We start from the raw sequence: 22,956 nt of genomic DNA, 5'->3' as shown, positions 1-22,956 counted from the left end.
CCTCCCGAGCCCTTGCCATCGCCCTGGAGGGAGAGCTTAAAGCTCTTCCTTCAGACGGTCGCAGATCGTTTGTAGAACCTCCACCCGAGCGTGGCGCTTGTCTTCGGATGAGACCAGTTTCCATGGTGCGTCCCGCGTCGAGGTGCGGTCGATCATGTCACCGGCTGCGATGGCATATTGGTCCCACTTCAACCGGTTGCGCCAGTCGTCATCAGTGATCTTGTGCTGCTTGTAGGATGTCTCCTCGCGCGCCTTGAACCGCCGCAGCTGCTCCTCGGCGCTGATCGACAGCCAGAATTTGCAGACGAGGTAGCCGTGTCCGACCAGCTCAGCTTCGAAACTGTTGATCTCATCATAGGCGCGCAGCCACTCTTCATGGCTGGCATAGCCTTCAACCCGCTCCACCAGCACGCGCTCGTACCAGGAGCGATCGAAAATCGCGACATGCCCACGCCGGGGTAGTCTGCGCCAGAACCGCCAAAGGTAAGGCCGGGCCTTCTCTTCATCGCTGGGCGCGGAAATGGGATGCACCTGATAGATCCGTGGATCCAGCGGGCGGATGACCCGGCGAATGGTCCCGCCCTTGCCGGCTGCATCATTGCCCTGAAACACCAGGACCATGCCACGTTTGGCAAACTTCTTGGTATCGGAAATCTCGGAGAGCATTTCCTGCAGGTCGTCGCGCCGTTTTTCGTAAGTCTTCTTGTCGAGGGAAGCACTGAGGTCGATGGCATCCAGCGCGCTGCGCTTTTCCAGACCGCCGACCACCGGGGGCGCTGCCACCTGCTTTGCGGTGCCATCGGCCAGCTTCAGGTTGATCGATCGGGTGATCGTCTGCGCCAGAGCTGCATCCCGATATTCCGCATCTTCTGACGGGATCACGAACCACGGCGCATAGCCCTTGCTCGTCGCCAAAATGATTTCTTCCCCGGTTTGGCTCGCCTTGTCACGGTTTTTCAGTGTCGACCAGTCAGCCAGCACATGCCGAGCTGCCTTTTTCTTCTCGATTGCCTTGAGGCGCTGTTTCTGCACATCGGCTGGCAGAACGTACCAGAACTTGAGGATCAGCACGCCTTCGTTGGCCAGCATTTCCTCAAAGCGCCGGACCTTCATCATCTCGCGCTGGAAACCATCGTCATCTAGCTCGCCGTAGATCCGTGCCCGCAAAATTGGCTGATACCAGCTGCCGAAAACCACGGCAGTTTCGCCCTTCGCCGGCAGATCGCGCCAGTAGCGCCAGAATGGCGGATGCTGGCGTGCTTCCTTGCTCGGCTCACTGTAGGCATTGCAGACCAGATGCCGGGCTTCCATCCAGCCGTAGAGCCGGGCAATGGATTCGCCCTTCCCCGCGCCGTCCAGGCCATCCACCAGGATAATCACCGAAAAGTCCTTCCGTTCGATCATCTCGAGTTGCGCCTTCAAGAGATCGTCGCGCAGCTGCGGCTCCAGCTCCTTGAAATCCGACTTGTCGAGTGTTTGCGGCAATTGGGCGGAAGCGAACATCAATGAATTTCCTTTAAAGGCCGACGATCCCCGTCGCGAAATGTGAGATCCCTTAACCCGGAACTTTGCCGGTAGCTTATGTCAAAAGCGAGTGCGGATGAGAATAGTTCCGCAACATTAGCCATTCGTTCACCATAACCGGGCACAGAGTGTTGCATAAAGTGGTCGCAAGTCGGGTCCCCGCTGCGCCCTTTCAGGTCGGCGGAACAATCCGCCTCGCTTCCTCTGTTGAGGCGGAAGATTTCTGCCTATATGAAGCTCACTTCATAGTCCTCAGGACCCGCCCGCTTTCTCATCGTCCGAGAGATCCGGCCAGCGACGCGAGCTTAGATTTCCTTGACTGCGATTCTCGAAAATCTCGTGAATTTCATCGGCGACAATCCCGGTCTCGCCGGGATCATCTGTTTTGCCGCCGCCATGGGCGAAGCGCTCTTCATCATCGGACTGGTGGTTCCCAGCACCGTGGTACTGGTCGGAGCGGGAACACTGATCGGATTGGGCAAGCTCGACCCGCTGTCGATCTTCATCTGGACCACTGTTGGCGCCACCCTCGGCGACGCAGTCTCCTATTGGTTCGGGTATTTCTACAAGGATCACGTTCGCAAGATCTGGCCGTTGTCACGCTATGGCAGCCTTCTGGATCGGGGCGAAGAGTTCTTCAAGCTCCATGGTGGCAAGAGCGTCTTCATCGGCCGCTTCGTTCCCGGCGTGAAATCCGTGGTGCCGGGGATCGCCGGCATGGTCGGCATGAATGCCACCCGCTTCACGCTCATCAATATTGCTTCGGCGTTGGCATGGACATTGGCGCATCTCGGGCCGGGAATTCTGGCGGGATCGGCTCTCGATGCAATTGGCCAGGTCAGCGGCCGACTGGCCTTCGTCGTTGGTGGCCTCTGTGTCGTGACGTTCCTGGTCATCATGCTGGGCCGCTGGCTGATCCTGATCATCATGCCGCTGTTCCCCAACGCACATGCGGCGATTGTCGGCTATTTCTCTCGACGTTCTGACCGCCTGTCTCAATGGATCGCAGAGGTTTTCGATCCTCAAAACCCACGCTCCGCCGGCATGCTCATCTCCGCGGCCTTTCTGCTGGCGTCAATGCCGCTGTTCTTCTGGTTTATCGGAGAGATAGCACCGGGCGAACCGATGGTGCGTGCCGATGTCGCCATCCTGAACATGTTCGACAGCCTGCGCTCTCCCATCGGCGACAAGCTGATGGTGACCATCACCCAGTTCGGCGACGGCATCGTGGTCACCCTCGTGGCCGCCGTGATCACCGCCTATCTGTTTGCCCGCAAGGCCTGGCGGCGCGGCACTGGTTTCCTGATTGCCATGGCCGGAACCGCCCTGTTCGTTCCTGTGGTCAAGGTGCTTTTGCAAAGATCCCGACCGATGGACCTTTATGCCGGGGCGGAAATGCTTTCCGTTCCGAGCGGACACGCCACATTAAACACGGTTCTCTTCGGTATCTGCGCCGTCCTCATCGCCCATGAACGGAGCCGCTGGGCCAAGGCCGGTATTTTCTCGCTAACGGCGATCTACATCATCGCCATCGGGTTTTCCCGGGTCTATCTGGGCGCGCACTGGCTGTCGGACGTCCTCGCGGGATTGTTGTTCGGCACGGCGATGGTTGCGGCCTTTGCTTTTGTCTTCTCGCCCATTCACAACGAAAAGGTAGGGCGGCTGACGCTGACCGGACTGATTGTCGTTTCGGTCGCTGCAATCGGCACCTGGCATGCGATGGCGACGCTGCCCAGCGCGCTTGAGACCTACGCCCCGCGCAGCGAGCGAACCTTGATGACAGCAAGTACCTGGCGCTCCTTCGCCTGGGCACAGCTGCCTGCCAAACGAATTGAGCTAAGCGGTGACACCCAGGAACCGCTGGTCATTCAATACGCCGGCGATCCGCAACGACTTTCCGCAGTGCTGCAGCGCAAGGGATGGCGTGAAGCACCCGAGTGGTCGCTGACAAGTGCGTCAGGCTTCGTCGTCGGGCAAACGCCCGCCGAAGACCTCCCCGCACTGCCCCGCACTCAGAACGGCCGCCAGCCGGAATTGACACTGATCCGCAAGGATGACGATGGCGTGCCCAATGACAGCCGGTGGGTCCTGCGGCTTTGGCCGAGCCGCTATGCGGTGCTTGATGGCCCACGGCTTCTGCCCCTGTTCACCGGCTCCGTGCTGCATGAAGAGATCGTGCGGCCGATGGGGGAATTCTCCGGACCGAAGATCGACCGGCAGGCGCCCGACCTGAAGGACAACCCTGTTGCCGATCTTGACGGCGCATTGACCCGTGAAAGAGAAAACGGAACCGACGTGGTCCTGGCAGTGGAACCGCCAAACAACACTCTGCCTGCTCAGTAAGATATTTTACGAAAAAAGTACTCCACACACGACATTCGCCGTTCGTGCTTGTTTGCCGAACCAAACATGTGTCACTAACAAAAGCGACAAAGCAGAATTAAGGGAAGGACACGAGCATGGATCCTAGAAAGATCAACGAGGACTTGACCGTCAGCCCGCAGATCACGCTGGCGGATGTCGCCCAGATCGCGGCCCTTGGCTACAAGTCCCTGATCTGCAATCGTCCGGACGACGAGGACCCAGGCCAGCTTTCCTTCGACGAGGTCGCAGCTGCGGCCAAGAGCGCCGGTCTTGAAGTCCGGCATCAGCCGGTCGCCTCAGGCATGGTGCTCGATGAGGACGGCAGCGCGTTTCAGGACCTGATGGCCGAACTGCCGAAACCCGTCTTCGCCTATTGCCGCTCGGGCACCCGCTGTACGATACTCTGGTCCCTGAGCCAGAGCGGACAGAAGCCTGTAAATGAAATCCTCGAAGCTGCGGGACGGGCTGGCTACAACATGGCTGGCATCGCGCATCGGCTGGAAGAGTAAGTCCTCCTGACGGCCCGTCTTGATCATCGAATGCACCCGGGCACAAGCGGCATTCTCGTCGTTGTGTTTTCCCAGGTCAGAATTCCTGTAGGTAAGTTCGGGCTAGAACGGCTGTTTGGGCGCACCCGCCATAGCTGTCTCTTCCTCAATGATGCGCAGGGCACCTGGTACGTCGGGCTGGATGCCGAAATCGATCAGGCGATCGATGAAGCCATACGGCTTTTCGCCCCTGACCGTATTGTTTTTTATGGCTCATCCATGGGCGGGTATGCTGCCTTGAGAACCGGATTGCGCCGAAAAGATGGTACCGTGCATGCCTACGGCACGGAACTGCGGCTCGGACAACCGGGCTCGCGCAGCCTGGAAGCAGGCGTTACCCCGCAAACTTCTTTGGAAATCTCAGGGCGTTTTGCCGGGACGGGAATCGACCTTCCCGTTCCAGACAAGGGTTCTGCCCCGACACTGCCATTTCACCTGTACTGGGGATGCCTGGACCCGGTGGATGCAGGCAATGCGGCTTTGGCGCAAAAGCACCTGCCATTTGCCCAGATACACCTACTCTCATCCTCCCACGGTAGCCATGACCACCTCTTCAGCCTCAATCTCATTCGCCGTATCATCATGACCTTCGAGAGAGACCCGGCACATGAGCTGACGTCCAAGGGGATCCTTCGCCAAGACGGTCGCGCGGATCTCGCGGGTTTTGGCGCGCTGTTTGTTGCTTTCACCAATTCAGAACCTCTGACCGCCGAGGCGGTAACATCGCTTGCCGGATTTGATGAAAATCCGGGCATGCAGAGACTGGCGGCGGAGGTTCTTGCGCGAGATGGCCAGCTGGAAGAGGCTGTGGCCATGCTGGAGCGCGCGGAAGCTCAGGTCACTGCCGACCCTGTTCTTGTCACCGTGCCTAAGCGCTGGCGCAAGCAACTGCCATTTCGACGCGCCACCTGGCTGGCTGCCTCCGGGCGAACTGCGGAAGCCCGAGAACTGCTTCTCGCCAGCAGTGAGATTTTCGCGATTGATCCGAGCATGAATGCATTGGCCGAGGAACTTGGATGTTCTCTTAACAGATCCTGATTTTAGGTTCGCGACGGTCAAAACCCCTGCCACAATCACTTACGTAATCTCCTCAGTTTTAGGCTATCTCGTTAAAACTTTTCCGGAACATCTTGCCAAAAACGAACAAATAGAGAACCAATAGGGAATGAACTCGACGTTTCCGCCGCCTTCGAATCGTTTGACCCTGGACGACCCGTTAACAGACGGGCGGCAGTCCGAGATGGCGCTGAAAATCTGGCGCGGAACCGCGCGGCTCTTGCGCAGTCTCGACTTTGCCAGCCTGTCTGAATTGACACTTGCCTCAGGCCGCCGCGCCGATCTCATCGCCTTGGGGCCAAAGCACGAACTCTGGATTGTGGAAGTGAAATCGTCCGTGGCAGATTTTCGAGCCGACACCAAGTGGCGCGAGTACCGTCACCATTGCGACAGACTGTTCTTTGCCACACACCCGGATATGCCGATGGATATCTTTCCGCCCGACGCAGGTCTGATTGTCGCCGATGGGTTCGGGGCGGAGATCCTGCGGGATGCGCCCGAGCACAAGTTGCCAGCTGCCACACGCAAGTCAGTCACACACCGTTTTTCACGCCTCGCCGCCACACGTCTGCAGGATCTCGCCGATCCGGACGGGCGAACCTTCTACCGAGGCCTCTAGGCGCAGGTAGAAAGTCTCTCATCGGCTAGCGGCGCACGGCTTCCAGATCGCTCATGATGGATTCCGACCAGGCGATTGCATCTTCGCGGCACAGCCGCTCAAACATGATCTGCCAGCGGTCCCGGCGCTCTTCCAGTGGCATGGTGATCGCCGTCTGCAGCCCGGATGCGACTTCCTCTGCCGAATGCGGATTGACCACGATGGCTTCCTTCATCCCCTCCGCCGCCCCGGCAAAGCGGGACAGCACCAGGACACCCGGATCTTCGGACCGCTGGGCAGCGATGTATTCCTTTGCCACCAGGTTCATGCCGTCACGCAAGGGCGTGACGAGGCAAACGCGGCTGGCGCGATAGATACCGGCAAGCGCCCGCCGCGGGAATGACCGGGTGAGAAAGCGGATCGGTGTCCAGTCGAGGTCGGCGAACCGCCCGTTGACATGTCCGGTCAATTCATCCAGCTCGCGACGGATGTCGATATAGGCATCAAGCTCGGCGCGCGATGGCGGAGCAATCTGCATCAGAGCCACCTGCCCACGATTCTCCGGATAGTCTTCCAGCAGCCGCTCAAACGCCCGGAAGCGCTCTGGAAGCCCCTTAGAATAGTCAATACGGTCAACACCGATAATCTGCTGACGACCGCCCAAAAGCTTTTCCAGGCGCGCCATGTTGCGGCGTGCTTCCGGGGTCATGGCGAACTTGGAGAAGGCTTCCGCGTCAATGCCAATGGGATAGGAGCGCGCGGTGACCTGACGGCCATTCACTTCCAGCTTGCCGTCACCAAGATCAATTGCCCCCAGTTCCTCAATGGCAAAGCGACGGAAGTTATCTGCGTCGCGCACTGTCTGAAAGCCCAGAAGATCATAGGCCAGCATTGAGCGCACGACAGATCCGGCATTGGGGAGTGCGGCCAGGATTTCAGGCGCAGGAAACGGAATATGCAGGAAAAAGGCGATCGGGTTGTTCACTTCCATCGCCCGCATCTGGGCGGCGAAGGTGAGGAAGTGATAGTCATGCACCCAGACCACATCGTCCGGCTCCAGCAGGGAGCGCAAGCGAATGGCAAAGCGCTCATTCACATGGCGGTAGCCCTGCTCGTAGCGCCGGTCGAACACCGCCAGATCGAGTCGGTAGTGTAGAACCGGCCAAAGGGTTCGATTAGCATATCCGGCATAAAAGTCGTCATAGTCGGCCTGCGTCAGATCAAGCTGAGCCATCTGCACTTTGCGACTTTTCGTGGTTTTGAGCTGGCCGAACGTGCCCTCTTCAGAGATCTCTCCCGACCAGCCGAACCAGAGGCCTCCGCTTTTGGTGAGTGCGTCGACGAGGGCCACCGCCAATCCCCCTGCCCGGCCCGTGTCCTTGAGTGGTCCGACACGATTCGATACGACGACAAGGCGTCCCATGGTGGCTCCCTTTTCAAATCTGGTGTGAACGCAGGATGCGCTCTGATTTTTCACTGTGGCGTGCGGGCTATTGCGCCCGCCGCCCACCTCGTGACGCGTTAGATAACGCTCTCCCAACCCTTGCTGAGCCGTACTGCTCCGTTGATGATCCCGACCATCGAGTAGGTCTGAGGGAAGTTGCCCCAAAGCTCACCGGTCGCAGGCGTGGTGTCTTCCGACAGAAGCCCCACGTGATTTCGACACGACAGCATGGTCTCGTAGATCTCTCGGGCCTCGTCTGTGCGTCCGATCCGGGCAAGCGCGTCAATGTACCAGAAGGTACAGATATTGAAGGCGTTTTCTGGCGCGCCAAAATCATCAGCAGCATGGTAGCGGAACAGGTGATTGCCGCGCCGGAGCGTTTCGCCGATCTTGTCGACGGTAGCGATGAACCGCGGATCGTTGGGCGGAAGAAACCCGACTTCCGCCATCAGCAACAGGCTGGCATCAAGGTCGTTGCCCTCGAAGCTCTCGACGAAGGCATTCTTCTTTGCGTTCCAACTGCGCTCGCAGATGGTTGCGTGAATCTGGATGGCCCGATCGTTCCAGTAGTTGGCGCGGTCATTCAGACCGAACTGCCCGGCGATCTTGGCCAGCCTGTCGCAGGCAGCCCAGCACATCAACGATGATGACGTATGGACGCGGGCACGAGTCCGTAATTCCCAAATGCCGGCATCTGGCTGATCGTGCATAGCGTAAGCGCGCTCGCCCACCAGCTCCAGGCGTTGGAAGTCATCGAGCCCCGGCTGATGCAGCAGGCGTTTGTCAAAGAATGCCTGCGACGCAGCCAGGACGATCTGGCCGTAGACATCGTGCTGGAAATGCTCATAAGCCTGATTGCCGACGCGGACAGGACCGTTACCCCGATAACCCGGCAAATCGACGAATTCCTCGACGATTTTTTCTTCCAGGCCGATGCCGAACAACGGCTGAACGTGGTCGCCACCGGTCACCGCCACAACATTGTTGAGGTAGCGCAGGTAGTTCTCCATCGTCTCCATTTCGGAGAGCGAGTTTAGCGCCCGAACCACGAAAAACGCATCCCGGATCCAGCAATAGCGGTAATCCCAATTGCGCTGGCTGCCGGCAGCCTCCGGTATGGAGGTGGTTGCGGCAGCGATGATCGCGCCGGTCTCCTCATAGGTGCAGAGCTTCAGCGTAATTGCTGCCCGGATTACAGCTTCCTGATATTCCAATGGCAGTCCGAGACGGCGAGTCCAGTGGCGCCAGTGGACGTCTGTGTTTTCCTCGAAATCTCGGCACAACTTTTCAGGGTGGTCCGTCAGGCTTTCGTCAGGGCCGAGATAAAACGACAGGGGTCCATCAAGCAAAAACGGCGTTTCCTCACGCACGTAGGTGATCGATGCATTCGTTGTCAGCCGCAAGATGGAACCGTTTCCGACCCAACGCACATGGTTGGAGCCGAAGGTCACATCCGGGTCACGTTTGCCCCAGGCAAATTTAGGGCGGCAACGCACTCGAATCCGCGGATGGCCCGATAGGGTGCGAACCCGGCGGACAATCGCATTGGGGCGGAACATCCGGCCCTTTGTCGTGAATCTGGGGGCGAAATCGGTCAGCTCGATGCCGTTTCCGGCGCCGTCGAAGATGCGGGTTTTCACAATGGCCGTGTTCGGAACATACTCCTGTTCGGAGCGCACTGCGCCGTCCAACTCAATGGAAAACTGGCCATCGCCCTCTTCACCCCGAGTACCAAGCAACGAGTGGAAAACCGGGTCACCGTCGAACCGCGGCAGGCAACACCAGACAAGGCCGCCCATTTTGTCGATCAAGCCTGCGTAAGAGCAGTTGCCGATCATCGCGAGGTCCAGGGATGCCTCAAGCTTTATCGGTGGTGTCCAACCCATATTTCTACTCTCCGACTTGTTCAGATGCCTATCAATGACTTGCCGGCCAACCAGGCAAGAACGGCTGTTACATCCTTCAGCCGATAGCGAGCGCAGCTGGCGCTGTCTCCAACCTTGATGCCAAAACCACCAAGTGTCTGGGCTGCGGCGATGCCGTCCTCATCGGTCACGTCATCCCCGACGAAAACGGGGCGACGCCCGGAGAATGGCGGGTGCTCCATGAAATGGCGCAAGGCCACGCCTTTATCAGACGCATCCGGCTTGGCTTCGATCACCATTTTACCGCTGACTTTGTGCAACAGGGGAAGATCCTGCAGAGCTTCTTCGACAAACTTTGCGAGATCGCCTTCCAGCTCCGGGTGCGACCGATAGTGCAGGGCAAGGGTCGGGCCCTTGTCTTCAAAGAAAACACCGCGCTCCAGCAGACCGCTCGCCAGGGTGCGCTTCTTTAAGGTCTGGATCTCGTCGGTCTCGCCTGCCTTGATGATGTCGGAGCCGAGGGTCTCGCGATGCTCCAACCCATGCAGTCCCGCCGCCGGCAATTGCAGCGGCGCCAGAAATTCGTCGAGCTGGTCAATCGGACGGCCAGAGACCACGGCAAGCGCCCCGCCGAGTTCGCCTTGAAGACGTCTCAGGGTCGAAATTACATCCGGGCCCACGCTGACGTCCCCAGGACGAGCAGCCAGTTCAGCAAGTGTGCCATCGAAGTCAAGGAAGAGAGCCATGTTCGGCTCAAGAAGCGGCGCGTCGATCATAGCGTTCACCCTAGAAATTATAGGTCGAAAAAGAAAGGCTTACAGGGACGCGAAGAAAGCCAGGTGCTGCAAAAATAAGTGGCAACTCCAAACAAAAAAGAAACCGCGCGGCGAAAATTCCACCGCGCGGTTCTGATTGTTAAGCCCTTGCCGGATCAGACGTAGCGATTGACGACGTTTTCAAGGTATTCCTGACGACCCGATACCGGCTCCGGGTTGAGGTCGTCGGCCAGAACACGGGCTTCGATCTCTTCCAGACTAACCTTGCCGTCCAGCATCAACTTGGCGCTGTCTTCAGACCAGCCCTTGTACCGGTCGTCGATAAACGACGTGATGACGCCGTCTTCCAGCATCTTGGCAGCAGCCTTCAGTCCACGCGCACAGCAATCCATGCCGCCGATGTGAGCAATCAGCAGATCCTGCGGATCGAGCGACTGACGACGCAGTTTGGCGTCGAAGTTGGTGCCGCCCGTGGAGAAGCCGCCGCCCTTCAGGATCTCGTAGTAAGCGAGGGTCATTTCCGGAACGTTGTTCGGGAAATGATCGGTATCCCAGCCAGACTGGTAGTCGTTGCGGTTCATGTCGATGGAACCGAAGATGCCGAGAGCGTTGGCAAGATGCAGCTCATGCTCGAAGGAGTGACCGGCAAGGATTGCATGACCCTGCTCGATGTTGACCTTCACTTCGTTTTCCAGGCCATGACGCTTCAAGAAGCCATAAACCGTTGCGACGTCATAATCGTACTGGTGCTTGGTCGGCTCCTGCGGCTTCGGTTCGATCAGGATTGTGCCCTTGTAGCCAATCTTGTGCTTGTACTCGACGACCATGTTGAGGAAGCGGCCAAGTTGCTGATCTTCGCGCTTCATGTCTGTATTCAGAAGCGTTTCGTAACCTTCACGACCACCCCAGAGCACATAGTTTTCACCGCCCAGTTTCATGGTGGCGTCCATGCAGGTCTTCACGGTTGCTGCACCGAAGGCGAAGACATCCGGGTTCGGGTTGGTAGCCGCACCAGCCATGTAGCGGCGGTGAGAGAAGAGGTTCGCCGTTCCCCAAAGCAGCTTGATGCCAGTGGCAGCCTGCTTCTCGGCGAAGTAGTCGACGATCTCGTTCAGGTTGCGGGTGTTCTCCGCAAAATTTGCGCCTTCGGGACGCACGTCGGCGTCGTGGAAGCAGTAGTAGGGAACGCCGAGGGCGGTGAACATTTCGAAGGCTACGTCGGCCTTGAGCTTTGCCAGTTCCATGGAATCGGCCGGGAACCAGGGGCGCTCAAAAGTCTGCCCACCGAAGGGATCGCCACCCGGCCAGGCAAAGCTGTGCCAATAGGCAACAGCGAAACGCATGTGGTCTTCCAGGCGCTTGCCCATGACGATTTCGTCCGGGTCGTAAAAGCGGAAGGCCAGTGGGTTGGTGCTGTCCGGGCCCTCGAAAGGGATATTGGTAATGTCGCCGAAATATCCGGTGCTCATGATTGTCTCTCCTTAGAAACCAGCCTGTTTCAGGGCTGGGTAGAGGTTTTTCCAGCGGGCATAGGCGTCCGCATATTTTTTCTTCAATTCCTCGCGGGGGGCGACGCTGACCTTGATCGGTGGAGGCGTGAAAATGCCTTCGGTTGTCCCCATAGCTGCTGCCTGCCCAAGACGGGCTGCGCCCAGGGATGCGCCGAAGTCGCCGTCGGCGGGCACATCAATGGTCACATCCAGTAGGCTGGCGATGATTTCCAGCCAGGCATTGGAACGCGATCCACCGCCGACAGCAGTCAGCCGTGCGGCCGATGAACCGCCAGCCTTGAGCGCTTCCATGCAGTCCATCAGCGCGAAAGCCACGCCGTCCATGACCGCATGGGTCATGGCCTTGCGGTCCGTGCCGTGTGAGATGCCGTAGAACCCGGCTCGAATGCCGACGTCATTGTGCGGCGTACGCTCTCCTCCGAGATACGGCATGAACAGAACCTCAGATGGTCCCGAGACGGACCCCAGCTCCGCGGTCAGCTCCGCCGGGGAAGCATCGAGCGTCTTGGCCAGCCAGTTGAGACTGTCTGTCGCCGACAGGATCACGCCCATCTGATGCCAGGTGTCGGGCACCGCATGACAGAAGGCATGGACTGCGCTTTCAACGTTCGGCGAGAACTTGTCATTGGTGACGAACACCACGCCGGACGTGCCGAGAGACACAAAGCCGGAGCCAGGTTCCACCGCACCAACACCACAGGCTGACGCTGCATTGTCACCGCCACCGCCGGCTATCACCGGAGCCGACTTCATTCCCCAACGCTGGCAAAGCTCCGGCAGCAGGGAACCAGAGACTTCTGACCCTTCGACCAAACGTGGCATGTGCTCCCGGGTGAGGCCGGTTGCGGCCAGAAGTTCGTCCGACCAGTCGCGCTTGGCGACGTCGAGCCACAGCGTTCCGGCACAATCCGACATCTCACCGACGTAGTCGCCAATCAGGCAAAGGCGGACGTAATCCTTTGGCAACAGAACCTTCGCAACCTTGGCAAAGATCTCCGGCTCATTCTCGCGAACCCATTGCAGCTTCGGCGCGGTGAACCCCGGCATGACCCGATTTCCGCCCAACGACAGGAACTTCGGCTCCCGCGCTTCCAGGTCCACACATTGGCTGGCGGAACGGCCGTCGTTCCACAGAATACACGGACGCAAAGGCTTGTCGTTTGCATCGATCAGAGTGGCGCCGTGCATGTGGCCGGACAGACCAATGCCCTGGACTTCAGCCATGGCCTGTGGAACCTGCGCCGCAATCTCGTCCATAGTTTTCAAGCAGCCATCCCACCAACTTCGGGGATCTTGCTCCGACCAGGAGGAATGCGGACGTTCGACGGTCAACTCTGCGGTCGCCTGGGCCACCAGTTGCTGGTCTGCCGACAATAGAATGGCCTTGACCGAGCTGGTGCCTATATCGAGACCGATATACATGAGGTGCGTTCCTCAAAAAGAATGGAAAAAAATGCCGGACGGGATCCAGCACTCGAAACGGACGCTGTTGCCGTAACGCAAAGACCGGGGAGCGGTCAACCACTCCCCGGCTTCAGATCATCAGGCAGCGTCGGCGCTGCTCAGCGCACCAGGTCCGGGGATGGCGCCCTTCGGACACTTGCCGAGAATGATCATGCCAAGCACGTCATCATCGGTGACATCCGTGGTCTTCGCCGTGCCGACAACCTGACCGTTTTTCATCACCGCCAGACGATCGCAAAGCGAAAAGACGTCATGGATGTCATGACTGATCAGGAAGATACCGAGGCCTTGCGCCTTCAGCTCCTGGATCAGTTCCGACACCATCTGGGTCTCATGCGGACCCAGAGCTGCCGTCGGCTCATCCATGATCAGTATGCGGGCATTGAAGTAGACCGCACGCGCAATCGCGACAGACTGGCGCTGCCCACCAGACAGAGCCTTTACCGGCGAATGGAACTTCTGGAAGTTCGGATTCAGCTTGGCCATGATCTTGCGGGTTTCCGCTTCCATGGCATGCTCGTCAACGAAGCCGAACGGCGTCGTCAATTCGCGACCAAGGAAGAGGTTGGACGAAGCGTCCAGATTGTCTGCCAGGGCAAGTGTCTGGTAGATGGTCTCGATGTTATGGCGGCGCGCGTCACGCGGACTTTCAATCTCAACCTTCTTGCCGTCGACGAAAACTTCTCCGCTGTCTGCCTTATAGGCACCGGAAAGGATCTTGATCAGCGTCGATTTGCCCGCGCCGTTGTGGCCCAGGAGACCAACAACTTCACCCGGATACAAATCGACCGATACGTTGTCCACGGCACGCACCCCCCCAAAGGAGATGCTCATGTCTTTCATTTCGACGAGAGGAGTAGCCATCGGATCAGTCTCCCGTCCGCTTGCGATAAATGATGTCGACGAAGACGGCGAGCACGAGCACGATGCCAACGACGATGTTCTGAAGCGGTGCATCCACACCGACCATGGCCATGCCTGACTGCAGTGACTGCATGATCAACGCACCGAGAATGGCACCGTAGATCGTGCCGACGCCACCTGCCAGTGCAGTTCCACCGATCACGGCAGCAGCAATGACGCGAAGTTCGTCAAGCGTGCCAATGTCGTTGGTGGAGAAGCCGAGACGGGCAGAGCCGACCACGGCGCCCAGCGCACAGAGGCCGCCCATAATGGCGAAAACCTTGACCGTCAGGAATCGGGTGTTGATGCCCGAAAGTTCAGCAGCATCAGGGTTGCCACCGGTTGCGAAGATATAGCGTCCCAGACGGGTGCGTTGAGCCACGATTGTCATGACCACTGCAACAGCGATCAACAATAGGACGGAATAGGGAATTCCATAGCCCGCGACGAGGCCGTCCGGCATGATCTCGCCACGCGTTTCAAACATGCGTTCAAGGCGGCGGGTCGGAATTTCATAAGCATTCAAAGTGGCGACGAAACCGAGAATCATGGCGACCATCAGGCCCGATATAACACCTTCAGCCCAAAGCGGCTTGGTCGGGAAATCATGCGCCTGCGCGCGTTTGCGCCCATTGTACTGCATCGCCAGAACGGCGATCGCGGCCAGAATACCGACCACCCACGACCAGGTCGTTCCCAGGGTGCCGCCGATACCACCAATTTTCTTGAAGGTCTCATCCAGCGGGCCAATGGTCTGACCGGACGTGATGAACCAGGCAACGTTGCGCCAGACAAGCAGGCCGCCCAAAGTCACGATAAACGCCGGAATGCCGAGATAGCCGACCATCCACCCCTGAAACGCGCCAATGAGGACGCCAGCCAGCAGGCCGACCGCAATGGCGGCAATCCAGATCAGCGGGTTGCCAAGCTCGAAGCCGAGCCATTGCGGCATGAACTGGGTCTGGGTCACGGCCATGATGGCCGAACAGGTTGCGAGCAGTGCCCCAACAGACAGATCAATGTGCCGGGTGACAATGATGAACACCATCCCGGTTGCCATGATCGCAACGGATACCGTCTGAATCGTCAGGTTGAAGATGTTGCGCGGCGTCAGAAAGTTGCCATTCACAAGCGCCTTGAAGATGTTTCCGTCGCCGGTGAACACTTGGAACGTCAGGCAGATAAAAACAAACGCGCCAATCATGCCGAGAAGGCGCGTGTCCAGCTGCAATGCATTGAAGAGATTGCGTGCTGTCGGGGATTTCGCCCCGGACAGGGTGTCATCAGACATTAGGAAACTCCTGTTTGGAGACCAGCCACATGTTGTTATTTTTTGGTCAGGACTTTCGCATGCCGCCAGCTCTGTCACGGGGGCGCGAAGAACTGCCCCGGCCCACTTGGGGGCCGAGGCAGAAGCTTAATGCAAGGGTCCGATTAGTTACACGGAGCCGGGCCGTTGGAAACGCCCTGGCAAAGTTCTTCCTTGGAGATCCAGCCAGCATCAACCACGACGGACAGGTTGTCCTTGGTGATCGGAACCGGCTCCAGGAAGCGAGCCGTCAGCTCGGTGCCTGCAGGAGATGTCCAGGTTGCGGAACCTTCAACGTCCGACAGCTCATTGCCATCAGCCAGGGACACAGCGATTTCAGCAGCAGAAGCGCCGAGGTCGCGGGAGTCTTTCCAGACGGAAACAGTCTGGGAGCCCTTGGCAATACGGTTCAGAGCCGCGAAGTCAGCGTCCTGGCCGGAGACTGGAATGCCGTCCATGCCCTGAGCTGTCAGTGCTGCAACGGAACCGCCGGCAGTGCCATCGTTGGACGCCACAACTGCATCCACTTCGTTGTTGTTGGCAGTCAGGATCTGTTCCATGTTGCGCTGTGCGTTGGCCGGGAGCCAGCCATCGGTGTAGGCTTCTGCAACGATCTTGATCTTGCCGGCATCAATAGCTTCCTGCAGGATTTCCTGCTGACCACCGCGCAGGAAGTCTGCGTTCGGATCAGTCGGGGAGCCCTTGATCATAACGTAGTTGCCTTCCGGCTGCAGCTTCAGCACTTCACGTGCCTGCATGCGGCCGACTTCAACGTTGTCGAAGGTCAGGTAGAATGCGCGCGGATCTTCGATCAGACGGTCGTAGCCGACAACCGGGATACCTTCATCAGCAGCAGCTTGAACTGCCGGGCCAATTGCCTGTGCGTCCTGCGCCAGAATGATCAGTGCATCGGCGCCCTGTGCAATCAGAGCTTCAATGTCGGAGATCTGCTTGGCAGAAGAGCTCTGCGCATCAGCGGAAATGTAAGTAGCACCAAGCTCCTCCAGCTTGGCCTTGATCGCCGCTTCATCTGTTTTCCAGCGCTCTTCCTGGAAGTTGGACCAGCTTACGCCAACTGTGATGTCAGCAGCAGCTGCTGCGGTGATAGCGGTGGCAGACAGCAGAGCGCCGGCCAGAATAGTTGCAACAAAACGCATAATGTTTCCTCCTGAGAATACCAGCACAGCAACGCCGGTAACCGTTCTCGTTGTTGTGAGAGCAACGAAATCGCCCTCCCGCGGCCTCTATATCATTATTTTTTTCGAAGCCCGAAAAAAAGTTGCTCAAAACGGGCCCGCCTGTCAACATAGTTTTATAAAACAGTTTCCGACAGGGAGCATAACCTGGATGGAAAAGTATAAGTTCGAGAAAAATCGGACGTTTGAGGAAACACCTTTGAGGATGCGCGGAGAGGGATGAGTAAAAAGGCGGACAGGGATCATATAAGGCGTCAAAATCGAAGTAATATTCTAGAAGCGCTGCGCCGAAGCGGGCCAATGGCTCGCATCGACCTTGGGCATATTACTGGCCTTAGCCCCGCAACAGTCACAGCAATTACATCCGACTTACTTGAGCAAGGGTTGATCGAGGGGCTTGAGGCAGCGGAGCCCAAGGTCCCGCAGACCCGTGGGCGGCCGCGCTCATTGCTGAGGATCAATCCGCAGTCGGCCTGCGTTATCGTGCTTCGAATTACGGTCAACAAGATCGATCTCGCGCTGGCCGATTTCGCCGGCGAATGTTTTTTATCTGACCAATTGCGTTTCGACAGCGCCACCGCTGATGCCACCAGCTTTCCAGCTCTGCTGATTGAAGGCATTCGCTCCTTCATCTTGCGTGCAGGCATCGCCCCGGAGCTGGTTCGGGAGATCGGCATCGCTGCGCAGGGCGTCGTCGAACTCGACCGCGGACGCGTGGCCTGGAGCCCAGCCTTTGCCTCCGGTGCCATTCCGATCGTCGAACCCCTAAGCCAGGCTTTCGGTGTCCATTGTCGCTTGTCCAACGACACCAACATGATTACCTCGGCGCTGAACTGGATGGATCCGGCGAAATACAACGGAACGTTTGCCGTCGTGATGCTCGACTACGGCGTCGGGATGGGGCTTTACATCGACAATCAGCTGTTTTCCGGTGCCAGCGGCACCGCAGCCGAGTTTGGTCATGCCAACCACATGCCGAACGGTGCCCTTTGCCGCTGTGGCAAACGCGGCTGTATGGAAGCCTATCTCTCCGACTATGCGTTGATGCGCTCTGCCACCGGCCTGCCGGACACCACTGATCCGCGCGATATCGTTGCCGGGGTCGCGGGATTGGCAAGCCTCATCGAGAAAGCCAATGATGGCGACCGGCGTGCCCTGGAAGCCTTTGCCAATGCAGGCGAAGTGCTCGGCTACGGACTTGCCCGCCTGATTGCCATTCTCGATCCCAGCCGCATCGTGCTCACTGGTGCCGCCGTACGCGGCTACCGCTTCATGGAAAAGGCCATGGGCGATGCGCTCGAAAAGGCGCTGGTCCGTAATCTCCGGCAGAATTTCGTCATCGATGTGATGCCATGGGAAGAGGACTTCATCCGTCGCGGATTGATTGCCCTGGCGATGGAGCGTCTCGACCAGACCTATTCCGGCCAGGATCAGAACATCATCCGACCCATCCGGACCACCACTGCCCAGGAGTTGACCCGCTGATGGCCCGCCCCTTCACACTGACTGTCGGAAGTTTTCTCAGCGCCCTTGTTCTGGGCAGCTCCGCATTCGCCGGTGGAACTGGCTTCAACCCCTGGGATGAACGGGTCATTCGCGAAGGTATCGATTATGATGCCTTGGCCAACGATCCAGAGTTCTCCCTTGAAGCTCTGCGCGACAAGGGTAAGGAGCTGTTTGAGGGGCGTTTCATCAAGGACGAGGGTGCCGGTCGCCCGAACGCGACGCAAGCCATTGTTCCGACCAAACGCCGACGACCGGCGGGGCACATGTTCCTGCGGCTCTCCGGCCTGGATGCCAACTCCTGCCAGAGCTGCCACGCCATGCCGGTGAGCGGTGGGGCGGGGGATTTCACGGCCAATGTCTTCGTCTCCGAAGGCTTTGAGAGTGCCGACTTCGACACAACGGATCCGCAGTTTTCCAACGAGCGTGGCACCAATCATTTGATGGGTGCAGGGCTGATCGAATTGCTGGCCCGCGAAATGACAGCCGATCTGCGCGCCCAACGCAGCAAGGCAGTGGTGGCTGCACGCGAAAACGGTCAAGCGGTTACTCTACAGCTTGAGACAAAAGGCGTTTCCTTTGGGGTTCTAACTGCACAACCCGATGGACTGGTCGAGACGTCTGGACTGGAGGGGATCGACAGCGACCTGACCTTGCGGCCCTTTGGGCAGAAAGGCGTTTTCGGGTCTCTCCGCCAATTCACGGTAAACGCCCTGAACCAGCACAGCGGGATGCAGCCAGCTGAACGCTACGGTGTTGCCTGGACCGGAACGGCCGATTTCGACGGCGACGGCGTCGATAATGAAATTTCGATCGGGCAGGTCTCTGCTATGGTCGCCTATCAAGCCACCTTGCCTGCGCCTGGACGGAAAACGCCGCTGCCCGACATCTGGGTTGAGGCTGCCAAGCATGGCGAACACCTGTTCTCTGAAGCAGGCTGCGCCAGCTGCCACCGACCTTCCCTGCCCCTTGAAAGCCTGGTGTTTCAGGACCCCAACCCGTTTGAAACCGCCGGAACCCTACGCCCGAGTGATGTGACGACAGCCCTCAAGCTGGATCTCGGTACGCTCGACTGGGTCAAGGCCCTGCCGAAAGATGATCAGGGCCGCACTCTCGTGCCACTGTTTGGCGACCTCAAGCGACATCGCATTGCCGATGCGGCACGCGATACTTTGGGCAACGAGCTGCTGAGCCAACGCTTCGTGGCGCGCGACGTCTTCCTGACTGCTGAACTCTGGGGCGTCGGCAATACGGCGCCTTATGGCCACAGGGGCGATCTGACCACCTTGCATGAGGTGATCGATGCCCATGGTGGCGAAGCAACGGAAGCACGTAAAGCCTACACGGCACTGCCTGAAAACGACCGGCAAGCAATCCTTGCCTTTCTGAAAAGCCTGGAGATTGCAGAATGAGCCGGCGGATTGAGTTCTCTCGGGCGTTCCTGATTGCCCCCATGCTGGCCTTTGCCGCAAGCGCGCTGACGAATACACCAAGCCAGGCGCAGGACGAAACCTTACGGCAATCTTCACTGGCACCGGTGCCACATTTTGTCGAGGAGGCCCATGCGGCGGGCCTTGATCACAAATACGAAGGCCCGTGGGAGTATTTTGTCGGAGGCGGTGTCGCCATCTTCGACTGTAATGGCGACCGACGCCCCGATCTCTTCGTCGCCGGCGGTCAGAATGAAGCTGCTCTCTATCGCAACGACAGCTCGCCCGGTGGCGCACTGGCTTTCTCCAAAACCGCAACCGGCATCAGCGACCAGCGGCTGACCAAGGTCCTCGGCGCTTACCCGATCGATTTCGACAATGACAGCATTCAGGACCTCGTGGTTCTGCGACTGGGCGAGAACCTGCTGCTGAAGGGCAAGGGCGCGTGTCAGTTCGAGCTGGCCAACCGGTCGCTCGCCTTTGAGGGCGGGCGAGAGTGGTCGACTGCCTTCTCGGCAATCTGGGAGCAAGGGGCGACTTACCCAACGTTGGCCTTCGGCAATTACGTCGACCGCTCTGCCCCGGGCGCGCCTTGGGGGGCCTGTCACGACAACTTCGTTTTCCGGCCTGATGAGGGCGATGCTTTGAAATACGCGCAAGTGCTGCGGCTCAGCCCCGGCTATTGCACGCTGTCGATGCTGTTCACCGACTGGAACCGCTCCGGCGAGCCGGCGCTTCGGGTTTCCAACGACCGTCACTACTACCGTGGCGGCGAAGAACAACTGTGGGCTCTGTCGCCCGGCCGCCCTCCCCGGCCCTACCGCCGCTCGGATGGATGGCGACACCTGAAGATCTGGGGAATGGGCATTGCCTCGATCGATCTGAACGTCGACGGCTTTCCCGAATACGCTTTGACGAGCATGGGCGACACGAAGCTGCAGATGCTGGACGACGAAGCCGACGAAAGCGTGCCGGTCTATCGGGACATCGCCTTTGAGCGTGGCGTCACCGCCCATCGTCCCTACACCGGCGAAGACTTGCGGCCGTCCACTGGCTGGCATTCGGAATTCCAGGACGTCAATAACGACGGCTTGTGGGATCTCTACATTGCAAAGGGCAACGTCGAGGCAATGCCCGATTTCGCAGCTTTCGATCCAGACAACCTGCTGATCGGCCAATGGGACGAGAGTTTCGTGGAAACCGGCGACATTGCAGGCATCGACCTGGATCGCCGCGGACGCGGTGCAGGTCTTGCCGACTTCAACATGGACGGTCTGCTGGACCTGGTCGTGATCAACCGTAGCGCACCCGTCAGCCTGTTCCGCAATGTGGGCTCGGGCACAGCCGACGCGCCACAGCCGCTTGGCAACTGGCTCGGTGTCGAGATTCGCCAACCTGGTGTGCCCAATCCGTTTGCGGTGGGGGCCAAGGTCAGTGTGAAGATCGGTAACCGCACCATCGTGCGCGATGTGCAGGTCGGCGCAGGCCATGCCTCCGGACAGGCTGGGTTCCTGCATTTCGGCCTCGGTGTGTCTGAGCGGGCGCAAGTGCGTGTTCGTTGGCCAGATGGCAGCTGGAGCCACGGCTACCGGGTGTTTGCCAACCATCACGTCATCATCGACCGTGGCGACGAGGCAGCCAAGCTCTGGTTTGCCAACTAAAAAACAGGATGGGTCGCGGGCTTTGTTCCAAAAGGCGCGAGCCATCCCGCCCGCCTCTTTTTGCTGCCCCAAAGCCCGCTCCAACGCCCCTGCCAAAGGCACCCTGCATTAAAATCGGATGCGGTTGCAGCTGCCGTTTCTACCAGACGTTCTGCCTGGTTTCGTGCGACTAGCCTCGCCTTCAGCTCAAAAATTACCCGCTTTTGGCTGAAAATTGCCTCTGGTGATATTTTCATCAGACTGCCTATTTCTAGTATAAATCCATGAAATCTCTTGCCTTTTAAAACTGATATTTTTTCTCATGTTTTTAAAGGCTTATAAAATAATTTGACTAATTGGTCAGTTTTTTCTCCACTCTATTCTGCAGCCTCTTCAAATCAAGAAAAGAGGCGCGACAGATAATAATCGCCATTCCTTCCGGAGGTCTGAAATGACCGAGTTGAACGCCACTCCTGACGTTGCAGCCGGACGTCTGAAGACAGAAGAATACGCTGATAACTTCAGCGACCTGCATCCTTTGCTTGAGCCGCATGAAGCCTATGTCGAGGCAGATCGCTGCTACTTCTGTTACGACGCTCCCTGCGTGCAGGCCTGCCCGACCAGCATCGATATCCCGCTGTTTATTCGCCAGATCTCGACAGGCAATGAGATCGGCTCTGCCCGTACGATCTTTGATCAAAACATTCTGGGCGGCATGTGCGCCCGCGTCTGTCCAACCGAAACCCTGTGTGAACAGGTTTGCGTACGCGAAGTGGCCGAGGGCAAGCCGGTCAAGATCGGCCAGCTTCAGCGCTACGCGACCGATCACTTCATGAATGCCCGTGACAAGACGCCATTTGAACGCGCCCCTTCTACCGGCAAAAAGGTTGCTGTCGTCGGCGCCGGTCCTGCCGGCCTTTCCTGTGCGCACCGTGTTGCCGTTCACGGCCACGACGTCACGTTGTTCGATGCACGACCCAAGCTGGGCGGCCTGAACGAGTACGGCATCGCCTCCTACAAGTCGGTCGATGACTTTGCCGCCCGTGAAGTCGATTTCATTCTCTCAATTGGCGGCATCACCGTCGAAACCGGTAAACGGCTGGGCGAAGGCCTCGACCTGGCAGAGCTTCGCGCCACCTATGACGCGGTTTTCCTTGGCATTGGTCTTTCCGGTGTCAACAGCCTCGGGCTGGAAGGCGAAGACAAGGACAATGTGATCGACGCGGTCGATTATATTTCCGACCTCCGCCAGTCACAGGATCTCGGCACGCTGCCGGTCGGGCGCAACATCGTCGTGATCGGCGGCGGCATGACAGCTGTCGACATTGCCGTGCAGACGAAGCTGCTTGGAGCGGATGAGGTGACCATCGCCTATCGCCGTGGGCAGGAGCGGATGAACGCCAGCGAGTACGAACAGCACCTGGCGCAGACCAGCGGCGTGCGGATTCTCACCTGGGCACAGCCCCATGCCATCAAGGGTGAAAATGGCCACGTCAGTGCCATCGAGCTGGAGCGCACGGCAGAAACGGAAGATGGCAAACTCGCTGGAACCGGTGAAATCGTCACACTGCCTGCAGACATGGTGTTCAAAGCCGTTGGTCAGACACTCGTGCAATCCGACCTGAACGGCACCGTGGCTCCGATCACCGTTGAGCGTGGACGCATTGTGGTGAGCGACGAGCGACAGACCTCCCTGCCTGACGTGTGGGCCGGTGGGGACTGTGTATTGGGCGGCGAGGACCTGACGGTTGCCGCAGTCGAAGACGGCAAGGTCGCGGCAGAAAGTATCAACCGCGCCCTCTCGGCCTAACCCCTTTCGTCTGGA

General features: G+C 58.6%; 17 protein-coding genes. 8 read left to right on the top strand and 9 right to left on the bottom strand.

The window, feature by feature from the left end:
• Positions 1-36: 36 nt before the first annotated feature.
• Complete coding sequence (pap, locus tag J0X15_RS14145; protein ID WP_206942031.1) at positions 37-1,503, bottom strand: polyphosphate:AMP phosphotransferase; 1,467 nt, start codon at positions 1,501-1,503, stop codon at positions 37-39.
• A 336-nt stretch (positions 1,504-1,839) separates the two neighbouring features.
• On the opposite strand from pap, the gene J0X15_RS14140 reads away from it, so the two are divergent.
• The 4 genes from J0X15_RS14140 to J0X15_RS14125 all read left to right on the top strand — a co-directional run bounded on the left by J0X15_RS14140 (position 1,840) and on the right by J0X15_RS14125 (position 6,111).
• On the top strand, positions 1,840-3,867 hold the full coding sequence (locus J0X15_RS14140) for a bifunctional DedA family/phosphatase PAP2 family protein (RefSeq protein ID WP_206942030.1): 2,028 nt from the start codon (positions 1,840-1,842) through the stop codon (positions 3,865-3,867).
• A gap of 116 nt (positions 3,868-3,983) precedes the next feature.
• On the top strand, positions 3,984-4,397 hold the full coding sequence (locus J0X15_RS14135) for a TIGR01244 family sulfur transferase (RefSeq protein WP_206942028.1): 414 nt from the start codon (positions 3,984-3,986) through the stop codon (positions 4,395-4,397).
• A 30-nt stretch (positions 4,398-4,427) separates the two neighbouring features.
• Entirely contained in the window at positions 4,428-5,474 is a 1,047-nt protein-coding gene (locus tag J0X15_RS14130; protein WP_206942018.1) for an alpha/beta hydrolase, read from the top strand.
• A 127-nt stretch (positions 5,475-5,601) separates the two neighbouring features.
• Positions 5,602-6,111 (top strand): MmcB family DNA repair protein, encoded by a 510-nt coding sequence (locus tag J0X15_RS14125; protein WP_206942016.1) that lies wholly within the window; start codon positions 5,602-5,604, stop codon positions 6,109-6,111.
• Positions 6,112-6,136: 25 nt separating this feature from the next.
• On the opposite strand, the gene J0X15_RS14120 is transcribed toward J0X15_RS14125, so the two are convergent.
• From J0X15_RS14120 to xylF, 8 genes are all read right to left on the bottom strand, one after another.
• Complete coding sequence (locus J0X15_RS14120) at positions 6,137-7,513, bottom strand: alpha,alpha-trehalose-phosphate synthase (UDP-forming) (protein WP_206942014.1); 1,377 nt, start codon at positions 7,511-7,513, stop codon at positions 6,137-6,139.
• Positions 7,514-7,611: 98 nt separating this feature from the next.
• Positions 7,612-9,420 carry a glycoside hydrolase family 15 protein gene (locus J0X15_RS14115; RefSeq protein ID WP_206942012.1) on the bottom strand — a complete coding sequence of 603 codons (1,809 nt, stop codon included), beginning with the start codon at positions 9,418-9,420 and terminating at the stop codon, positions 7,612-7,614.
• Positions 9,421-9,440: 20 nt separating this feature from the next.
• Positions 9,441-10,175 (bottom strand): trehalose-phosphatase, encoded by a 735-nt coding sequence (gene otsB / locus J0X15_RS14110; RefSeq protein WP_206942009.1) that lies wholly within the window; start codon positions 10,173-10,175, stop codon positions 9,441-9,443.
• A 155-nt stretch (positions 10,176-10,330) separates the two neighbouring features.
• Positions 10,331-11,644, bottom strand: a complete 1,314-nt coding sequence (gene xylA, locus J0X15_RS14105) for a xylose isomerase (RefSeq protein WP_206942000.1) — start codon at positions 11,642-11,644, stop codon at positions 10,331-10,333.
• A 12-nt stretch (positions 11,645-11,656) separates the two neighbouring features.
• Complete coding sequence (xylB, locus tag J0X15_RS14100; RefSeq protein ID WP_206941997.1) at positions 11,657-13,108, bottom strand: xylulokinase; 1,452 nt, start codon at positions 13,106-13,108, stop codon at positions 11,657-11,659.
• Between the two features lie 120 nt (positions 13,109-13,228).
• A complete protein-coding gene (locus tag J0X15_RS14095) occupies positions 13,229-13,993 on the bottom strand; it encodes an ATP-binding cassette domain-containing protein (RefSeq protein WP_206942409.1) in 765 nt (254 codons plus the stop codon).
• A gap of 25 nt (positions 13,994-14,018) precedes the next feature.
• Positions 14,019-15,344: a sugar ABC transporter permease gene (locus J0X15_RS14090; RefSeq protein ID WP_206941995.1), complete on the bottom strand. Its 1,326-nt coding sequence runs from the start codon at positions 15,342-15,344 to the stop codon at positions 14,019-14,021.
• Between the two features lie 143 nt (positions 15,345-15,487).
• Complete coding sequence (gene xylF, locus J0X15_RS14085) at positions 15,488-16,519, bottom strand: D-xylose ABC transporter substrate-binding protein (RefSeq protein WP_206941993.1); 1,032 nt, start codon at positions 16,517-16,519, stop codon at positions 15,488-15,490.
• 258 nt (positions 16,520-16,777) lie between these two features.
• Here xylF and J0X15_RS14080 point away from each other — a divergent pair, with 258 nt between their 5' ends.
• The 4 genes from J0X15_RS14080 to J0X15_RS14065 all read left to right on the top strand — a co-directional run bounded on the left by J0X15_RS14080 (position 16,778) and on the right by J0X15_RS14065 (position 22,941).
• Positions 16,778-18,043 (top strand): ROK family transcriptional regulator, encoded by a 1,266-nt coding sequence (locus J0X15_RS14080; protein ID WP_206941991.1) that lies wholly within the window; start codon positions 16,778-16,780, stop codon positions 18,041-18,043.
• A complete protein-coding gene (locus J0X15_RS14075; protein WP_206941988.1) occupies positions 18,043-19,473 on the top strand; it encodes a di-heme oxidoredictase family protein in 1,431 nt (476 codons plus the stop codon). Before J0X15_RS14080 ends, J0X15_RS14075 begins: the two co-directional genes overlap by 1 nt.
• On the top strand, positions 19,470-21,152 hold the full coding sequence (locus J0X15_RS14070; protein ID WP_231710425.1) for a CRTAC1 family protein: 1,683 nt from the start codon (positions 19,470-19,472) through the stop codon (positions 21,150-21,152). The genes J0X15_RS14075 and J0X15_RS14070 overlap by 4 nt, the downstream gene beginning before the upstream one ends.
• Before the next feature lie 430 nt (positions 21,153-21,582).
• Positions 21,583-22,941: an NAD(P)-dependent oxidoreductase gene (locus J0X15_RS14065; RefSeq protein ID WP_206941986.1), complete on the top strand. Its 1,359-nt coding sequence runs from the start codon at positions 21,583-21,585 to the stop codon at positions 22,939-22,941.
• Positions 22,942-22,956: the final 15 nt, after the last annotated feature.

Source organism: Roseibium limicola (genome assembly GCF_017313085.1).
Classification (GTDB): domain Bacteria; phylum Pseudomonadota; class Alphaproteobacteria; order Rhizobiales; family Stappiaceae; genus Roseibium; species Roseibium limicola.
This window is presented reverse-complemented; position numbering and strand designations above follow the sequence as displayed.

Excerpts from the sequence above, each read along its gene's own strand:
- pap (WP_206942031.1), bottom strand. The coding sequence starts at position 1,503 with ATGTTCGCTTCCGCCCAATTGCCGCAAACACTCGACAAGTCGGATTTC.
- J0X15_RS14135 (WP_206942028.1), top strand. The coding sequence starts at position 3,984 with ATGGATCCTAGAAAGATCAACGAGGACTTGACCGTCAGCCCGCAGATC.
- J0X15_RS14130 (WP_206942018.1), top strand. The coding sequence starts at position 4,428 with ATGCACCCGGGCACAAGCGGCATTCTCGTCGTTGTGTTTTCCCAGGTC.
- J0X15_RS14125 (WP_206942016.1), top strand. The coding sequence starts at position 5,602 with ATGAACTCGACGTTTCCGCCGCCTTCGAATCGTTTGACCCTGGACGAC.
- J0X15_RS14120 (WP_206942014.1), bottom strand. The coding sequence starts at position 7,513 with ATGGGACGCCTTGTCGTCGTATCGAATCGTGTCGGACCACTCAAGGAC.
- J0X15_RS14115 (WP_206942012.1), bottom strand. The coding sequence starts at position 9,420 with ATGGGTTGGACACCACCGATAAAGCTTGAGGCATCCCTGGACCTCGCG.
- otsB (WP_206942009.1), bottom strand. The coding sequence starts at position 10,175 with ATGATCGACGCGCCGCTTCTTGAGCCGAACATGGCTCTCTTCCTTGAC.
- xylA (WP_206942000.1), bottom strand. The coding sequence starts at position 11,644 with ATGAGCACCGGATATTTCGGCGACATTACCAATATCCCTTTCGAGGGC.
- xylB (WP_206941997.1), bottom strand. The coding sequence starts at position 13,108 with ATGTATATCGGTCTCGATATAGGCACCAGCTCGGTCAAGGCCATTCTA.
- J0X15_RS14095 (WP_206942409.1), bottom strand. The coding sequence starts at position 13,993 with ATGAAAGACATGAGCATCTCCTTTGGGGGGGTGCGTGCCGTGGACAAC.
- J0X15_RS14090 (WP_206941995.1), bottom strand. The coding sequence starts at position 15,344 with ATGTCTGATGACACCCTGTCCGGGGCGAAATCCCCGACAGCACGCAAT.
- xylF (WP_206941993.1), bottom strand. The coding sequence starts at position 16,519 with ATGCGTTTTGTTGCAACTATTCTGGCCGGCGCTCTGCTGTCTGCCACC.
- J0X15_RS14080 (WP_206941991.1), top strand. The coding sequence starts at position 16,778 with ATGAGTAAAAAGGCGGACAGGGATCATATAAGGCGTCAAAATCGAAGT.
- J0X15_RS14075 (WP_206941988.1), top strand. The coding sequence starts at position 18,043 with ATGGCCCGCCCCTTCACACTGACTGTCGGAAGTTTTCTCAGCGCCCTT.
- J0X15_RS14070 (WP_231710425.1), top strand. The coding sequence starts at position 19,470 with ATGAGCCGGCGGATTGAGTTCTCTCGGGCGTTCCTGATTGCCCCCATG.
- J0X15_RS14065 (WP_206941986.1), top strand. The coding sequence starts at position 21,583 with ATGACCGAGTTGAACGCCACTCCTGACGTTGCAGCCGGACGTCTGAAG.